The sequence below is a fragment of the Mycolicibacterium fallax genome (assembly GCF_010726955.1).
Taxonomy (GTDB): Bacteria; Actinomycetota; Actinomycetes; order Mycobacteriales; family Mycobacteriaceae; genus Mycobacterium; species Mycobacterium fallax.
In genome coordinates, this window is record NZ_AP022603.1 from 2,641,312 (window position 1) to 2,656,104 (window position 14,793).

Genomic DNA, 14,793 nt, shown 5'->3' on the forward strand with positions numbered 1-14,793 from the left:
GGACCGCCGTGACGTCGGATGCCGCCGCAGTCGATCGGGCCCTGGCAGATCTCGTCGAGGGCGCGCAGACCTGGGCCGCGACGCCGCTGAGCCGGCGCCGCCAGCTGCTCGAGCAGGTCCGCGCACTCACCGTCGAGCACGCCTCGGAGTGGATCTGCGCCGCCGCGGGGATCAAGGGACTGCCGGCCGACTCCCCGCTGCTCGGCGAGGAATGGCTGTCCGGTCCGTACGCGGTGGCGCTCAACACCGCCGCGCTGGCGAACTCACTGGCCAAACTCGAGGCGGGCGACAGCCCCCTGCAGGGCGTCGAGTTCGGCTCCGCCCCGGGCGGGCGCACCGCCGTCGAGGTCTTCCCGCTGGACGCGTTCGACCGGTTGCTGCTGTCGGGCTTCTCCGCCCAGGTCTGGCTGCAGCCCGGTGTCGGGCGCGAGCAGGCCCTGCGCGAGGCCGGCCTGGCCCAGCGCGATCCGAGCCACAGCAACGGAGTGGGCGCGGTGCTTGGCGCAGGCAACATCTTCTCGATCGCCCCGCTGGACACCCTCTACGAGCTGTTCGCGCACAACCGGGTGGTCGCGCTCAAGCTGAACCCGGTCACCGACCCGCTGCTGGGGGTGTGGACCAAGGTGCTGCAGCCGTTCATCTCGCTGGGCGTGGTGCGGATTCTCACCGGTGGCGCCGAGACCGGGCAGTACCTGGTCTCGCATTCGCTGGTCGACCACGTGCACATGACCGGCAGCGCGCTGACCCACGACGCCATCGTCTACGGCACCGGCGCCGAGGGGGCCCGGCGCAAGGCCGCCGACGAGCCGATCCTGGACAAGCCGGTGACCAGCGAACTCGGCGGCGTCTCGCCGACCGTCGTGCTGCCCGGGCAGTGGAACAAGGCCGACATCCGGTTCCAGGCCCAGCACGTCGCCACCCAGCGGCTGCACAACAACGGCTACAACTGCATCGCCGCGCAGGTGGTGGTGCTGAACTCGCGGTGGGCCCAGCGCGAGGAGTTCATCGACGCGGTGCGCGCGGCCGTCGACGCCGCGCCGGCCCGGCAGGCCTACTACCCCGGTTCCGACGATCGGGTGGCGGCGGCCCGGGCCAGCTACCCGCAGGCCCAGCACCTCGGCCAGGGCGGCGGGCGGGTGCTCGTCGTCAATCCCCCCGATCGCACCGCGCTGCTGCAGACCGAGTACTTCGGCCCGGTCCTGGGCATCATCGAACTCGACTGCGCCGAAGAGGATTTCGCGGCCGAAGCGTCGCGGGTGGTCAACGAGGAGTTCATCGGCACGCTGGGCATCAACGTGCTGGCCGCACCGTCCACCATCAAGGCGATGGGCGCCGGGTTCGACGAGTTCATCGCCGGGCTGCACTACGGAACCGTCGCCGTCAACGCCTGGACCGGGGTCGGCTACCTGACCGCCACCGCCACCTGGGGCGCCTTCCCCGGGCACACCCGCAATGACGTGCAGAGCGGAATCGGCGTGGTGCACAACGCCCTGCTGATCGACAACACCGAGCGCACCGTGGTGCGCGGGCCGTTCCGGCCGGCGCCGCGGTCGGTGGCCGGCGGCGAGATGTCCATCTCGCCGAAGCCGCCGTGGTTCGTCAACAACCGCACCGGCTCGACCACCGGGCGGCTGCTGGTGGCCTTCGCCGGCAACCGGTCGTGGCTGAAGATTCCCGCCATCGTCGCCTCGGCGCTGCGCGGCTGAACCCGGGGGTTCGCGCTGCGGTCACTCGACCGCGACACCGTCCTTGGCGTAAACCACCCGCAGCAGGTAGCCGGCCTCCGGCCCCATCACCGCGGCGGCCAGGTCGCACAGCGTGCCGGTGAAGGCCGGTCCGTGCTTGGCGTCCGGGCACAGGTGGTGGGCGATCTCGTGCAGCACCACCAGTTCCCGCAGCGCCCAGCGGGTTTCACGTTCGGGCACCGCGATGGTCGGCACCGCACCGGCGCGTTCGTAGCTGGCCGCGGTCAGTCCGCGCCGGGCCCGGACCGCCACCGGCGACACCGGCCACCGCTCGGCGACCGCGGGCAGCGCCAGCACCTGGTCGACATACCGTCGCACCGACTGAACCGAGGAGAACTTCGCCTCCGGCGGCAGGGTCAGCTCGGTGCCGAAGAATTCGACGACGCGGGAATCCTGCTGGGCGGCCGTGTCGAAGATTGCCCGCACGAAGGCCTCGGCCGCATAAACCTTGGCCCGCTGGACATCCCGGTCGGTCACGGACGCAACGGGGTCCGGGCACTCGGCAGTTCCGGGTTGGCCCCGATCCGGGCGCGGCGCCCGGCCCGGTCGCCGGCCCGCCGGGCCGCCGAGGAGTAGCCGGCGTCGGCGCGGGCCGCCCGCCAGGTGCCGCGCGCCTTGGACACCGACCGGTAGTGGTCGCGCAGCTCGATCTCCTTGTTACGCAACGCCAGCGCGGTTCCGGGGGCACTGTCGCGCCCGGCGACGGCCTCGGCCCGGGCGGCCTCGCGGGCCTCGGCCAGCCGCGCCCCGATCCGCGATCCGAAGGCCAGCTGAAAGTTCAGCCGGGCGGTGATGGTCGGAGTCGGCCGGTGCTCGCCCGCGGCGAGGTAGCCGTCGCAGGCCTTGACCATTTGCACCACCAGGCTGGCGTAGAGCGCCTGGGCGGCATCGAGGTCCTCCCGAAAACCGTAGGCGTGCAGGTAACTTGAGTTGTGCGCGACGTCGCAGCGGATGTCGTTGGCGTGCGCGATCGCGGCGAACAGGGCCACGTAGGTACGCAGTCCGCGGGTACCGGGGTCCCCGATGGTGACGGTGCGCTGCACCGGGGCCGTCGCCGCCTCGCGCTGTGCCGAATGGGATCGGGCGACCGCCAGATCGATGGCGGTGGCGGTGGCCAGCCGCTGCGCGGCGGCCAGGAACGCCTCCGCCTCGTGCGGGTTGTCGGTCCCCTCGGCCTGGCGCAGCAGGGCGGCGATCCGAGCGAGCATCTTGTCCTCAGCCATGGCCTCAGCGTAGGTTCCCGCGGCGGTTGACCCGCCTCACCGCCGGGGCAGGCTGTGGATAACCCGGCTCAGATCCGGGCATCGAGCCAGGACAGCACGTCGCCGAGCACCATCGCCTGCTCCGGCTCGTTGAACACCTCGTGGTAGAGCCCCGGGTAGACCTTGAGGTGCACGTCGTCGGAGGCCACCGCCTCCACCAGGCGCTCGCTGCCGCGGTAGTGCACCAGCCGGTCATCGCTGCCGTGCACGACCAGCAGCGGCCGGTCGATCGCGTGCGCGCGGTCCGGCATCGTCTCGCCGACCCGGATCAGCTCGCCGGCGATGCCGGCCGGAACCTTGCCGTGCCAGACCAGCGGGTCGGCCTGATAGTCGGCCACCACCTCCGGGTCGCGGGACACCGCGGTGGCGTCCAGGGTCTGCACCGGCACGCCCGGGGCGATCCGGCCGAGCACCTTGCCGACCGCCGCCAGCAGCGCCGACACCCCGTCCTGGGCGGCCACCGCCGGGCCGGACAGCACCATCAGGTCGTAGTCCTCGGGCCGCTCGACGCCGTAACTGAACACGATCGCCCCGCCCATGCTGTGCCCGAGCACGATCTTCGGCACGCCGGGGTGTTCCCGCTTGGTGATCCCGACCAGGGTGGCGAAGTCGGCGGTGTATTCCTCGATCCGGCGCAGGTACACCCGCTTGCCGCCGGACCGGCCGTGGCCGCGGTGGTCCAGCGCGCAGGTCGCCAGGCCGGCCGCACCGAACCGCTTCGCGACGTGGTGGTAGCGCCCGGCATGCTCGCCGAGGCCGTGCGACAGGATGACCACCCCGCGCGGTTGGCCCTCCGGGGTCCAGGTGTCGTACACAATGGGAATTCCGCCGACCCCGTCGAAGGTCCGCTCGGTACGCGTGGTCGTCATGGCCGGAAGCCTAATCGTCGGTGTCTGCGGTGACCGCCGCCCAGGTCGCGCGCAGCGTGTTGGCCGAGCCCCGCAGGCCGTCCAGTTCGGGCGCCGACAGCGGAATGTCCAAGACCCGGTCCGCGCCGCGCGCGGTGATCACCGTCGGCAACGACAGGCACACGTCGGCAATGCCGAACGCCCCGGTCTGCCGGGTGGACACCGGCAGCACCGCGCGCTGGTCGCCCAGCACCGCCTCGATGATCCGCGCCGAGGACAGCCCGATCGCCAGATTCGTCGCGCCCTTGCCGTTGATGATCTGGTAGGCGGCGTTGACCACGTCGAAGGACAGCTGCCGCTTGACGGCGTCGGTGAAGACCAGCTCGCCGTCCCGGCGGAACTCGTCGGCGCGCACGCCGCCGATCGACACCGCCGACCACAGCGAGATCTCCGAGTCGCCGTGCTCCCCGACGATCAGGCCGTGCACGTTGACGACGTTCACCCCGGCCCGCTCGGCGATCAGGTAGCGGAACCGGCTGGAGTCCAGCACGGTTCCGGAGCCGAAGATCCGGCCGGGCGGCAGCTCGACGGATTTGATCGCCGCGTAGCTGACGACGTCCACCGGGTTGGTGACGTAGACGATCACCGCGTGCGGGGAGCGCTGCAGCAGCTGCGGGGTCAGCGACCGCGCCATCGCGACGTTGGTGGCGGCGAGCTCAAGGCGGGTCTGGCCGGGCTTCTGCTTGGCACCCGCGGTGACCACGATGATCGCCGAATTGGCCGTGACGTCCAGCTCGTCGGATCCGGTGACCCGGCAGTGCGGCACGAACTGGCTGCCGTGGTTGAGGTCGAGGACCTCGGCGCGGACCTTCGCCGCGGCCAGGTCGTAGAGCGCGATCTCGTCGGCCGAGCCGCGGATCAGGCAGGCGTAGGCGATGGCGGTGCCGACGCTGCCTGCGCCGACGATGCCGACCTTGGCTTTGGACGCGATGCTCACCGCGCCATCATGGCGCGTTTCGGTCCGGTCTGCCCGTCGAACGCACACCGGCCGCGGACCCCTCGTCGTCGAACGACGAGCGGGCCGCGGCCGGCGGGTGAATCAGCGAACTACCTGGGAAGGATTACTTGGGAGGCATCCGGATGCCGCCGTCGACGCGGACCACCTCGGCGTTCATGTAGGAGTTGGTGACCAGCTCGACGACCATCGAGGCGAGCTCGTCGGGCTGGCCGAGCCGGTGCGGGAAGAGCACGGACTCGCCGAGCTTGGCCTTGAACGCCTCGGAGCCCTCGCCCTCGCCGTAGATCGGGGTGTCGATCAGGCCCGGGGCGATGGTGTTGACCCGGATGCCGACCGCCGACAGGTCGCGCGCGACCGGCAGGGTCATGCCGACCACGCCGCCCTTGGACGACGAGTAGGCGGCCTGGCCGATCTGGCCGTCGAACGCCGCGACGCTGGCCATGTTGACGATGGCGCCACGCTCGCCGTGGGCCAGCGGCTCGTTGCGGCTCATCGCGGTGGCCGCGATGCGGATGCAGTCGAAGGTGCCGACCAGGTTGATGTTGATGACCTTCTTGTAGAAGTCCAGGTTGTGCGCGGAGGCGAACTCGCCGTCCTTGCCGATGGTGCGCTGCGCCCAGCCGACGCCCGCGGAGTTCACCAGGGCGCGCAGCGGACCGAGTTCGGCGGCCTTGGTGACGGCCTCCTCGATCTGCGCGGTGTCGGTGACGTCGACGCGGACGAACGCCCCGCCGATCTCCTTGGCCAGCTCGGTGCCGCGCTCTTCCTGCAGGTCGGCGACGATGACGATGGCGCCCTTGGCCGCCAGCTGGCGGGCCGCCGCGGCGCCGATGCCCGACGCCGCGCCGGTGACGATTGCACTTGCTCCAGTGATATCCATGCCGACACCCTAAGACCCGACCCCGTGCCGTCCGACGTCGACCCGGCACGGTAACCCGACGCGGCCCGCAGCAAACTTTCTCACCCCGATTGAGACCGGCCCACCGCCCAACCGTGATGCCATTGTTACTAAAGTTGACAGTGTTGCTACAGAGGTTTATGAGTTAGTTGCATTAATGACTCTGACGCCGAAAGGGCGCCCGTGAGGAAACCGGCCGAATTTCTCCGGCGCGCCGCCGCCGGCGCCGCCGCGGTGCTGCTGGCCGCGGTCACCGCGGCGACGGCCGGGCTGCCGTCGGCGCAGGCGGCCGGCCGCGATCTGCTGGCCGGCGCGATCGCCAACACCAAGGGCTCCTACCTGGTCTACAACTTCGGCAGTGGTTTCCCGGCGCCGATGCTCAACGCCGGCGGCAACTGGTACGAGGCCAACAACGGTGGCCGGGTGATGATCATCAAGAACGCCTCGTCCCGGCTGACCCCGCGGCTGCTGGTCGACTCGCACGCCGGGGCCCAGAGCCGCTGCGAACGCGATCCGCGGGCCCGCACCGGCGAGGGGTTGATGCAGGCCTCGGAGACCTACGCCCCGGTCGCCGCCTGGCAGGCGCTGGGCGCGCCGACCATCGCGGTCAACGCGAACTTCTTCGACGTGCGCGGCCAGAAGGGCGGCTCGTGGAAGTCCACCGGGTGCTCCTCGCCGCTGGGCGCCTACGTCGACAACACCCGCGGGATGGGCAAGGCCAACGCCGCGGTCACCGGCAACATCGCCTACGCGGGCAAGCAGGGGCTGTCCGGGGGCAATGAGCACTGGACGCCGCTGAGCACGATGATCCTGCCGGTCTCCGGGGCGCCCAGCGTCATCGCGCCGCGGCACGGCCAGGACTACGACGCCGCCGGACCGGTCATCAACGACCTGGTCGGCCGGGGCAGCCGGTTCGTCGCGGTCGCCGGGATCGGGCTGCTGGCTCCCGGCGACACCGGCCAGCTCAACGACGGCGGCCCGTCGGCGGCCCGCACCGCGATCGCCTACAACCGCCAGCGCGACGAGTTCTACGTGTTCCAGGGCGGCTCCTACACGCCCGACCAGATTCAGGACCTGTTCCGCGCGATGGGCTCGGACACCGCGATCCTGCTCGACGGCGGCGGATCCTCGGCGATCGTGCTGCGCCGCGACACCGGCGGCATGTGGGCGGGCGCCGGCGTGCCGAAGGGTTCCTGCGACACCTATCAGGTGCTCTGCGATTCGCGGGAGCGGGCGCTGCCGAGCTGGCTCGGCTTCGCCTGAGCCGCTACCCGCGCACCTTCGCCACGGCCTTGACCAGCAGGTCGCCCAGCAACTTGGGGTCCTCGGAGCCCTGAACCATCACCGAGGTGCGCGGGCTCAGCACGGCGACCAGGGTGTAGGTCTCGATGGTGCGGCTGGCACCGCCCTCGGTGCCCTCGATCCGGCTCCTGGTCGCCAGGGTGCCCGCGCCGGGGATCTGCGGGGCCGGGATCGCCTCGGCGGTGCCGGTCATCGAACCGGGCGAATTCATCGCGACCTTCGTGCAGCCGGGCGCGACCAGCGGATCCGGGCCGGGCAGCGGCATCCGCGCCGCCAGCACCGAGATGGTCCGCGGCTCACTCGAGCGGATCCCGGCGGTCTCGGAGCCCTCGGTCATCCGAAACGGCTCGGCCAGCGATCGGCACCGCGGCGGGTCGTAGCTGATCGGCACCGCGCGATGCATGCCGGCCAGCTGCTCGGCCTCCTCGCGCGACACCACCGCCTTCGGCAGGCCCGCGGCGACATAGCCGGCCGGGAAGATGTCGGCGGCCTCGCTGAGCCGCCCGACGTCCAGATCCCCGTCGGGCGCTCCGCCGGCAATGGCGGGGACCGCGGACTGGGTGCCGCCGGCCTCGGCCCCGCCGGAGTCGGATCCGCCGCAGCCGGCGAGCAGCCCGCCCAGCACGGCGGCGGTCAGCGCGACGGCGGGGACTCCGGCTCCGATTCGCATCCCGTCAGCGTAGTTTCCCGAGTGGAGTGCCCCCGCGACGGAGTGTCCCCGCGACGGAGTGTCCCCGCGACGGAGTGTCCCCGCGACGGAGTGTCCCCGCGACGGAGTGTCCCCGCGACGGGGTGCCCCGTCTGCGGAGTGCCCCGCGGCCGCCCTCAGCCGGCGGCGAGCCGCTCGGCGCGGCTCTTCAGCGCGCCGGCCAGGTGCTCGAGCACGTCGTTGGCCACCTTCTTGACCATCATCGCCGGCACCCCGGGCATCGAGGTCTCGACGTCGAGGTCGACGGTCAGCAGCGCGGTGGGGCCCATCGCCACCACCGAGAACAGCTGTTCCTGCTTGGCGAACATGTCGCCCTGCTGCAGCACGGTCTGGATCTGGTTCTCACCCGGGTAGTACACCGCCTGAATGAAGGTGCCCTCGAAGCCCTGCACCTTCATGTCCAGGCGCAGCTGACTGGGCCGGCCGTCGTTGTAGCGATGCAGCACCCAGCAGCCGAGGACCTCGTCGTTCCACTGCGGATACGCCTCGAAGTCGGCGACGATCGACATGATCAGGGCGGCGTCCGCGGTGACCTCGACGGTCTTGCTCACGATGGGCATCAGCAGATCTTAGTCCGCCGCCCCGGCGCGGTTGGCGGTCGCGACGCGGGCGCCCAGCGGCTCCTCGGTCCGGACGGTCTCGTCCCGGATCAGCCCGCGCAGCAGCGCGATGCTGAACTCCTGGGCGACCTCGACGGCGCTGCGCCGGCCGCTGGCCCGCAACCACCGGTAGGCGCCCAGCGTCATGCCGATGTAGCCCAGCGCCAGCACATGCGAGTCGCACTCGTAGAACTCGCCGCTGGCGATGCCCCGGTCGATCAACCCGTGCACGTGCTCGTAGACCTGGGTCTCCTTCTCCCGAACCTCGGCGACCTGCTCATCGGTGAACCACTCGGTGATGTAGGGCTGCTCCTGGAAGTACACCGCCGCGCCCTCGGGGTTCTCCGCGATCTGGGTCAGCAGCCGGACGGTGTACTGGTAGAGCGCCTCGCGGGCGGTCCAGCTCGGGTCGTCGTGCACGGCGGCCAGGGTGCGTTGGGCGGCCTGGCGGTAGATGTCGAACAGGATCAGCGACTTGCTGGCGTAGTAGTGGTAGACCGTCGCCTTGTTCAGGCCGACCACCTCGGCGACGTCGTCCATCCGGGTGCCGTGGTAGCCGCGGGCGGCGAACAGCTTGGTGGCAACGTTCAGCAGTTCCTCGCGGCGGGTGAGTCCATTATCCGAGGACATGCGGCGGTCTCCCTGCGTTCCGGCCCGAACGGCCACCCAACTAACTGGTTAGTAGTCTATCGGTGCGGGCTGCCCCGCCGTCGACGTGCACTCCCCCGGCCGAACTCGGCGCGGGTGCCCCGTCGATTTGGCCCGGCTTTTACACTGGCACCTTAAAACCGTCGGCAGGCACGTGGCCGACAGCCTTTCGACGAACCAACCAGATCGGACCGAAATCGATGATCATCGGGATCCCCCGCGAGTCTTCACCTGGTGAGACCCGCGCTGCCGCCACGCCGCAGACCGTCGGGCAGCTGATCAAGCTCGGCTACGCGGTCGTCGTGGAGAGCGGCGCCGGAGCCGCCTCTAGCTTCGCCGACAGCGCCTACGTGGCCGCGGGCGCCGAGATCGGGTCGCCCTGGTCCGCCGACATCGTGCTGAAGGTCAACGCCCCCGACGACATCGAGATCGCCCTGCTGCGGGACGGCAGCACCCTGGTCAGCCTGATCTCCCCGGCGCTGAACCCCGATCTGGTCGCCAAGCTCGGCGACCGCGACATCACCGTGCTGGCGATGGACGCGGTGCCGCGCATTTCCCGCGCCCAGTCCCTCGACGTGCTGTCCTCGATGGCCAACATCGCCGGCTACCGCGCGGTCGTCGAGGCCGCGCACGCCTTCGGCCGGTTCTTCACCGGCCAGGTGACCGCGGCGGGCAAGGTCCCGCCGGCCAAGGTGCTGGTCGTCGGCGCCGGCGTGGCCGGCCTGGCCGCCATCGGTGCGGCAGGCAGCCTGGGCGCCATCGTCAAAGCCACCGACCCGCGTCCCGAGGTCGCCGACCAGGTGAAGTCGCTGGGCGGCGAGTACGTCTCGGTCGACCCGAACGCCGGCGAGGTCTCGGCGACCGGCTACGCCAAGGAGATGGGTGACGACTACAAGGCGCGCGAGGCGGAGTTGTACGCCGAGCTGTGCAAGGACGTCGACATCATCGTCACCACCGCGCTGATCCCGGGCCGGCCCGCGCCGCGCATCATCACCGCCGACATGGTCGCCTCGATGCGGCCCGGCAGCGTGATCGTCGACATGGCCGCGGCCAACGGCGGCAACGTCGAGGGCAGCGTCAAGGACCGCTCGGTCGTCACCGACAACGGCGTGACCATCATCGGCTACACCGACCTGGCCGGCCGGCTGCCCGCCCAGGCCTCACAGCTCTACGGCACCAACCTGGTCAACCTGCTCAAGCTGCTGACCCCGGGTAAGGACGGCGAGCTGGTGCTGGACTTCGACGACGTCGTGCAGCGCTCGATGACCGTGGTGCGCGCCGGGGAGATCACCTGGCCGCCACCGCCGGTACAGGTCTCGGCCGCCCCGGCGGCGGCCGCGGCCGCCGCGCCCGTCGAGGTCGCGCCGGCCAAGGAACCGATGTCGACCGGCAGGCGGCTGAGCATCACCTTCGCCGCGGCCGCGCTGGTCTTCCTGCTGCTGGCCCTGTCACCGGCCGTGCTGCAGGCCCACCTGACGGTGTTCGCGTTGGCCATCGTGATCGGCTACTACGTGATCGGCAACGTTCACCACGCGCTGCACACCCCGCTGATGTCGGTGACCAACGCCATCTCCGGCATCATCGTGGTCGGTGCCGTGCTCCAGGTCGGTGAGTCCGACATGGCCATTGCCGCCGTGGCGACCCTGGCCATCCTGTTGGCCAGCATCAACATCTTCGGCGGTTTCGCGGTGACGCGCCGCATGCTCGCGATGTTCTCCCGCAGCTAGACGCCTGCCTACCCGATCGGAACCCCACACCCATGTTCACCCTGGAAAACACCGCCACCGCGGCCTACGTCGTCGCGGCGCTGCTCTTCGTCCTGTCGCTGGCCGGGCTGTCCAAACACGAGACCTCCCGCGCCGGCATCAGCTTCGGCATCGTCGGCATGGCCATCGCGCTGATCGCCACCATCGCGCTGGCCATCAAGGATGAACTGCAGCCGCTGGGCCTGGCACTGCTGTTCGGCGCGATGGCCATCGGTGCAGCCATCGGGCTGTGGAAGGCCAAGGTCGTCGAGATGACCGGCATGCCGGAGCTCATCGCGCTGCTGCACTCGTTCGTGGGTCTGGCCGCGGTGCTGGTCGGCTGGAACGGCTACCTGCACATCGAGGCCCATCCCGTCGGCGCGGACGCCGTCAAGATGGCGGCCGAGGGCATGCTCGGCATCCACTCCGCCGAGGTGGTCATCGGCGTCTTCATCGGCGCGGTGACCTTCACCGGTTCGATCGTGGCGAACCTGAAGCTGTCCGCCCGGATGAAGTCCGCCCCGATGATGCTGCCCGGCAAGAACCTGATCAACGTCGGGACGCTGCTGGTGTTCGTCGCGCTGACGGTGTGGTTCGTCATCGACCCGCAGCTGTGGCTGCTGGCCGTGGTGACCGTGCTGGCGCTGCTGCTGGGCTGGCATCTGGTCGCCTCCATCGGCGGCGGCGACATGCCGGTGGTCGTCTCGATGCTCAACAGCTACTCCGGCTGGGCCGCCGCGGCGGCGGGCTTCCTGCTCGGCAACGACCTGCTGATCATCACCGGCGCGCTGGTCGGCTCCTCCGGTGCCTACCTGTCCTACATCATGTGCAAGGCGATGAACCGGTCGTTCATCTCCGTCATCGCCGGCGGGTTCGGCATCGAGGCGGGCCCGGCCGAGGACAAGGACTACGGCGAGCACCGCGAGATCAACGCCGAGGCCGCCGCCGACCTGCTGCGCGGCGCGGACTCGGTGATCATCACCCCCGGCTACGGCATGGCCGTCGCGCAGGCCCAGTACGGCGTCGCGGACCTGACCCGCAAGCTGCGCGAGCGCGGCGTCAACGTGCGCTTCGGCATCCACCCGGTCGCCGGCCGGCTGCCCGGCCACATGAACGTGCTGCTGGCCGAGGCGAAGGTGCCCTACGACATCGTGCTGGAGATGGACGAGATCAACGACGACTTCGACGGCACCTCGGTGGTGCTGGTCATCGGCGCCAACGACACCGTCAACCCGGCCGCCTCCGAGGATCCCAGCAGCCCGATCGCCGGCATGCCGGTGCTGACGGTGTGGAATGCCGACAATGTCATCGTGTTCAAGCGCTCGATGGCCTCCGGCTACGCCGGCGTGCAGAACCCGCTGTTCTTCCGGGAGAACACCCAGATGCTGTTCGGCGACGCCCGGGACCGGGTCAACGACATCCTGGCCTCGCTCTGACCCGGCGGGACCGGTGACCGGGCCCAGGATCATCGTCCCGGCGTGGATGCGCTCGATGCACGACGAGCATCACTTCGCCCCGGGGATCCTGGACGGTGACCTGCTGCGCTGCTCGGGCATGCTCGGGCTGCGCCCGGACCTCAGCCTGCCCGCTGACCCCGCCTGCCCGCTGACCCCGCGGCGCAGTTCACCCAGGCCTTCGAAAACCTGCGCGGACTGCTCGAGCTGGCGTCGCTGACCTTCGCCGACGTCGTCGAGATGACCAGCTATCACGTCGGGCTGCGGCGGCATTTCGCGGTGTTCGCCGAAGTCAAGGATCGGTTCCTGGAAGCGCCCCACCCGGCCTGGACGGCGGTCGGGGTCGTCGAGCTGGCGGTACCCGGGGCGCTGGTGGAGATCGCGCTGACCGCGCGACTGGGTACAGTTGCACCGCCACAAAACTAGGAGATGCAACTATGTCCGTCGATCGACTGCTCCCGTCTGCGGAGGCCGCCGAGCTGATCGCGCTGACCCGCGACATCGCCGAGAAGGTCCTCGACCCGATCGTCGACGAGCACGAACGCACCGAGCGCTATCCCGACGGGGTGTTCGCCACCCTCGGTGAGGCCGGCCTGCTGAGCCTGCCGCAGCCCGAGCAGTGGGGCGGTGCCGGACAGCCCTACGAGGTGTACCTGCAGGTGCTGGAGGAGATCGCGGCCCGCTGGGCGGCGGTCGCGGTGGCGGTCAGCGTGCACAGCCTGTCCTCGCACCCGCTGCTGGCCTTCGGCACCGATGAGCAGCAGCGGCGCTGGCTGCCGGGGATGCTCTCCGGACAGCAGATCGGCGCCTACAGCCTGTCCGAGCCGCAGGCCGGATCCGATGCGGCCGCGCTGCGCGCCACCGCCACCGCCTGCGCCGACGGCTACCTGCTCAACGGCACCAAGGCCTGGATCACCCACGGCGGCATCGCCGACTTCTACACCCTGTTCGCCCGCACCGGCGACGGCTCACGCGGCATCTCCTGCTTCCTGGTCCCCGGCGACCTGCCCGGGCTGTCCTTCGGCAAGCCCGAGGAGAAGATGGGCCTGGCCGCGGTGCCGACCACCTCCGCGTTCTACGACAACGCGCTGGTCGAGCCGGACCGGCTGATCGGCGCGCCGGGGCAGGGCCTGCAGATCGCGTTCAGCGCGCTGGATTCCGGCCGGCTCGGCATCGCGGCGGTGGCCGTCGGGATCGCCCAGGCCGCCCTGGACGAGGCGGTCCGCTACGGCAATGAGCGCACCACCTTTGGGCGCACCATCATCTCCCATCAGGGCCTGGGCTTCCTGGTCGCCGACATGGCCGCCGCGGTGGCCTCGGCCCGGGCCACCTACCTCGACGCCGCCCGCCGGCGCGATGCCGGGCTGCCGTACTCCCAGCACGCCAGCATCGCCAAGCTGGTCTGCACCGACGCGGCGATGAAGGTGACCACCGACGCGGTGCAGGTGTTCGGCGGGGCCGGCTACACCCGCGACTACCGGGTCGAGCGCTACATGCGCGAAGCCAAGATCACCCAGATCTTCGAGGGCACCAACCAGATTCAGCGGCTGGTCATCGCCCGCGGGCTGACCGATTCCGGGGCGAGCCGCTAAGCCGCGAGGAAATCGGTCACCGCGGCCAGGAACTCCTCGGGCCGCTCCACCATCACGCTGTGCCCGGACCCGGCGATCACCCGCGGCGGCAGCCCGGCCGCGGTGAACCGCGCGACGTTGGGCCCGGTCGGGGTGATCACGTCACGCTCACCCCAGAGCACCAGCACCGGGCGGCCGAGCCCGGCCAACCGATCGGCCACCGGACGCACCGCGTTGAGGTCCTCGATGGCGTCGGAGTCGCACACCCCGGTGTGGGTGAGTCGCTGCAGCGACCGGTAGGCGAAGTCCGGCACCGGGTAATCGGCGGCGAACCCGGTCTGCAGCGAGCTGGTGCTCAGCGCGTCGATACCCCGGAACCGGTCCACCGCCGGACCGAGCACCGGCGCGCACACCACCGAGCGCATCGCCGGGATCGCCACCAGCCCGGTGTCGCCGTAGGTGTCGACCACCACGACCCGCTCGATGCGCTCGGGTTCGGCCTCGGCGACCGCGGTCGCCACCCCGCCGCCCATCGAATGCCCGACCAGCGCCGCGCGCCGCACCCCGAGCGCGTCCAGCGCCGCGCGCACCGCCGCGGCCTGCCCCTCGGCGCCGTACGCCTGGGCCGCCCGCGGCGCCTCGGAGCCGCCGTGCCCGACCAGGTCGAGGGCGATCACCCGGCGACCGGTGGCCGCCGCCAGCGCCTCGGCGACCGGCTCCCACCACTGGATCGACGCGGAGTAGCCGTGCAGCAGCACGATCGCCGGGCCGCCGGCGGGGCCGTACTCCCGGACGTTGAGATCCGGGCCCGGCAGCGCCAGCACCCGGCCCCCGCCGAACGCCTCGGCGGCCCGCTCGGTGCGGGCGACCAGCACCGCGTTGCCGCCCAACCCCACCAGCACGACGAGCAGCATCACCGCCAGCACCCTGCGCTTCACGGCCGGTGACGCTACCAGCGGCGGCCGCGGTGCTGTCCAGCGATTTTCCGGCTCGA

At 71.0% G+C, this 14,793-nt stretch carries 16 protein-coding genes; 7 read left to right on the forward strand and 9 right to left on the reverse strand.

All coding sequences use genetic code 11. The features are described from left to right. The first annotated feature begins 8 nt into the window (after window positions 1-8). Window positions 9-1,706, forward strand: coding sequence for an aldehyde dehydrogenase family protein (locus tag G6N10_RS12595; protein WP_085098619.1), 1,698 nt, complete (start codon window positions 9-11; stop codon window positions 1,704-1,706). A 21-nt stretch (window positions 1,707-1,727) separates the two neighbouring features. Here G6N10_RS12595 and G6N10_RS12600 read toward each other — a convergent pair whose 3' ends face one another. From G6N10_RS12600 to G6N10_RS12620, 5 genes are all read right to left on the reverse strand, one after another. Beyond that, window positions 1,728-2,222 carry a TIGR04338 family metallohydrolase gene (locus G6N10_RS12600; RefSeq protein ID WP_085098622.1) on the reverse strand — a complete coding sequence of 165 codons (495 nt, stop codon included), beginning with the start codon at window positions 2,220-2,222 and terminating at the stop codon, window positions 1,728-1,730. Further along, window positions 2,219-2,968: a DUF2786 domain-containing protein gene (locus G6N10_RS12605; protein WP_085098624.1), complete on the reverse strand. Its 750-nt coding sequence runs from the start codon at window positions 2,966-2,968 to the stop codon at window positions 2,219-2,221. Before G6N10_RS12605 ends, G6N10_RS12600 begins: the two co-directional genes overlap by 4 nt. A 68-nt stretch (window positions 2,969-3,036) precedes the next feature. Next, window positions 3,037-3,876, reverse strand: coding sequence for an alpha/beta hydrolase (locus tag G6N10_RS12610; RefSeq protein WP_085098627.1), 840 nt, complete (start codon window positions 3,874-3,876; stop codon window positions 3,037-3,039). A 10-nt stretch (window positions 3,877-3,886) separates the two neighbouring features. Further along, entirely contained in the window at window positions 3,887-4,852 is a 966-nt protein-coding gene (locus G6N10_RS12615) for an L-lactate dehydrogenase (RefSeq protein WP_109750577.1), read from the reverse strand. Between the two features lie 124 nt (window positions 4,853-4,976). Next, the gene (locus tag G6N10_RS12620; protein WP_085098633.1) at window positions 4,977-5,753 is read right to left on the reverse strand and encodes an SDR family NAD(P)-dependent oxidoreductase; all 777 of its coding nucleotides are present in this window, start codon (window positions 5,751-5,753) and stop codon (window positions 4,977-4,979) included. Window positions 5,754-5,954: 201 nt separating this feature from the next. Here G6N10_RS12620 and G6N10_RS12625 point away from each other — a divergent pair, with 201 nt between their 5' ends. After that, the gene (locus G6N10_RS12625; RefSeq protein WP_109750578.1) at window positions 5,955-7,034 is read left to right on the forward strand and encodes a phosphodiester glycosidase family protein; all 1,080 of its coding nucleotides are present in this window, start codon (window positions 5,955-5,957) and stop codon (window positions 7,032-7,034) included. Between the two features lie 4 nt (window positions 7,035-7,038). Here the strand turns inward: G6N10_RS12625 and G6N10_RS12630 are convergent, their stop codons facing one another. From G6N10_RS12630 to G6N10_RS12640, 3 genes are all read right to left on the reverse strand, one after another. After that, window positions 7,039-7,743: a DUF5642 family protein gene (locus G6N10_RS12630; RefSeq protein ID WP_085098636.1), complete on the reverse strand. Its 705-nt coding sequence runs from the start codon at window positions 7,741-7,743 to the stop codon at window positions 7,039-7,041. A gap of 155 nt (window positions 7,744-7,898) precedes the next feature. Then, window positions 7,899-8,342, reverse strand: coding sequence for an SRPBCC family protein (locus G6N10_RS12635; protein ID WP_085098639.1), 444 nt, complete (start codon window positions 8,340-8,342; stop codon window positions 7,899-7,901). Window positions 8,343-8,351: 9 nt separating this feature from the next. Further along, window positions 8,352-9,011 (reverse strand): TetR/AcrR family transcriptional regulator, encoded by a 660-nt coding sequence (locus tag G6N10_RS12640; RefSeq protein WP_085098642.1) that lies wholly within the window; start codon window positions 9,009-9,011, stop codon window positions 8,352-8,354. A 218-nt stretch (window positions 9,012-9,229) separates the two neighbouring features. Between G6N10_RS12640 and G6N10_RS12645 the strand changes: the two genes are divergently transcribed. The 5 genes from G6N10_RS12645 to G6N10_RS12660 are packed head-to-tail and all read left to right on the forward strand — an operon-like array spanning window position 9,230 to window position 13,820. Further along, window positions 9,230-10,756: a Re/Si-specific NAD(P)(+) transhydrogenase subunit alpha gene (locus G6N10_RS12645; RefSeq protein ID WP_085098644.1), complete on the forward strand. Its 1,527-nt coding sequence runs from the start codon at window positions 9,230-9,232 to the stop codon at window positions 10,754-10,756. Window positions 10,757-10,788: 32 nt separating this feature from the next. Beyond that, the gene (gene pntB / locus G6N10_RS12650; RefSeq protein WP_085098647.1) at window positions 10,789-12,210 is read left to right on the forward strand and encodes a Re/Si-specific NAD(P)(+) transhydrogenase subunit beta; all 1,422 of its coding nucleotides are present in this window, start codon (window positions 10,789-10,791) and stop codon (window positions 12,208-12,210) included. Window positions 12,211-12,223: 13 nt separating this feature from the next. Then, the gene (locus G6N10_RS20430) at window positions 12,224-12,448 is read left to right on the forward strand and encodes a RidA family protein (protein WP_244960455.1); all 225 of its coding nucleotides are present in this window, start codon (window positions 12,224-12,226) and stop codon (window positions 12,446-12,448) included. After that, window positions 12,436-12,654 (forward strand): Rid family hydrolase, encoded by a 219-nt coding sequence (locus G6N10_RS20435; RefSeq protein WP_244960461.1) that lies wholly within the window; start codon window positions 12,436-12,438, stop codon window positions 12,652-12,654. Before G6N10_RS20430 ends, G6N10_RS20435 begins: the two co-directional genes overlap by 13 nt. An 11-nt stretch (window positions 12,655-12,665) precedes the next feature. After that, a complete protein-coding gene (locus G6N10_RS12660; protein WP_085098650.1) occupies window positions 12,666-13,820 on the forward strand; it encodes an acyl-CoA dehydrogenase family protein in 1,155 nt (384 codons plus the stop codon). Here the strand turns inward: G6N10_RS12660 and G6N10_RS12665 are convergent. Then, window positions 13,817-14,737, reverse strand: coding sequence for an alpha/beta fold hydrolase (locus G6N10_RS12665; protein ID WP_085098653.1), 921 nt, complete (start codon window positions 14,735-14,737; stop codon window positions 13,817-13,819). The genes G6N10_RS12660 and G6N10_RS12665 overlap by 4 nt on opposite strands. Window positions 14,738-14,793: the final 56 nt, after the last annotated feature.

Excerpts from the sequence above, each read along its gene's own strand:
- G6N10_RS12605 (WP_085098624.1), bottom strand. The coding sequence starts at position 2,968 with ATGGCTGAGGACAAGATGCTCGCTCGGATCGCCGCCCTGCTGCGCCAG.
- G6N10_RS12610 (WP_085098627.1), bottom strand. The coding sequence starts at position 3,876 with ATGACGACCACGCGTACCGAGCGGACCTTCGACGGGGTCGGCGGAATT.
- G6N10_RS12620 (WP_085098633.1), bottom strand. The coding sequence starts at position 5,753 with ATGGATATCACTGGAGCAAGTGCAATCGTCACCGGCGCGGCGTCGGGC.
- G6N10_RS12630 (WP_085098636.1), bottom strand. The coding sequence starts at position 7,743 with ATGCGAATCGGAGCCGGAGTCCCCGCCGTCGCGCTGACCGCCGCCGTG.
- G6N10_RS12635 (WP_085098639.1), bottom strand. The coding sequence starts at position 8,342 with ATGCCCATCGTGAGCAAGACCGTCGAGGTCACCGCGGACGCCGCCCTG.
- G6N10_RS12640 (WP_085098642.1), bottom strand. The coding sequence starts at position 9,011 with ATGTCCTCGGATAATGGACTCACCCGCCGCGAGGAACTGCTGAACGTT.
- G6N10_RS12645 (WP_085098644.1), top strand. The coding sequence starts at position 9,230 with ATGATCATCGGGATCCCCCGCGAGTCTTCACCTGGTGAGACCCGCGCT.
- pntB (WP_085098647.1), top strand. The coding sequence starts at position 10,789 with ATGTTCACCCTGGAAAACACCGCCACCGCGGCCTACGTCGTCGCGGCG.
- G6N10_RS12660 (WP_085098650.1), top strand. The coding sequence starts at position 12,666 with ATGTCCGTCGATCGACTGCTCCCGTCTGCGGAGGCCGCCGAGCTGATC.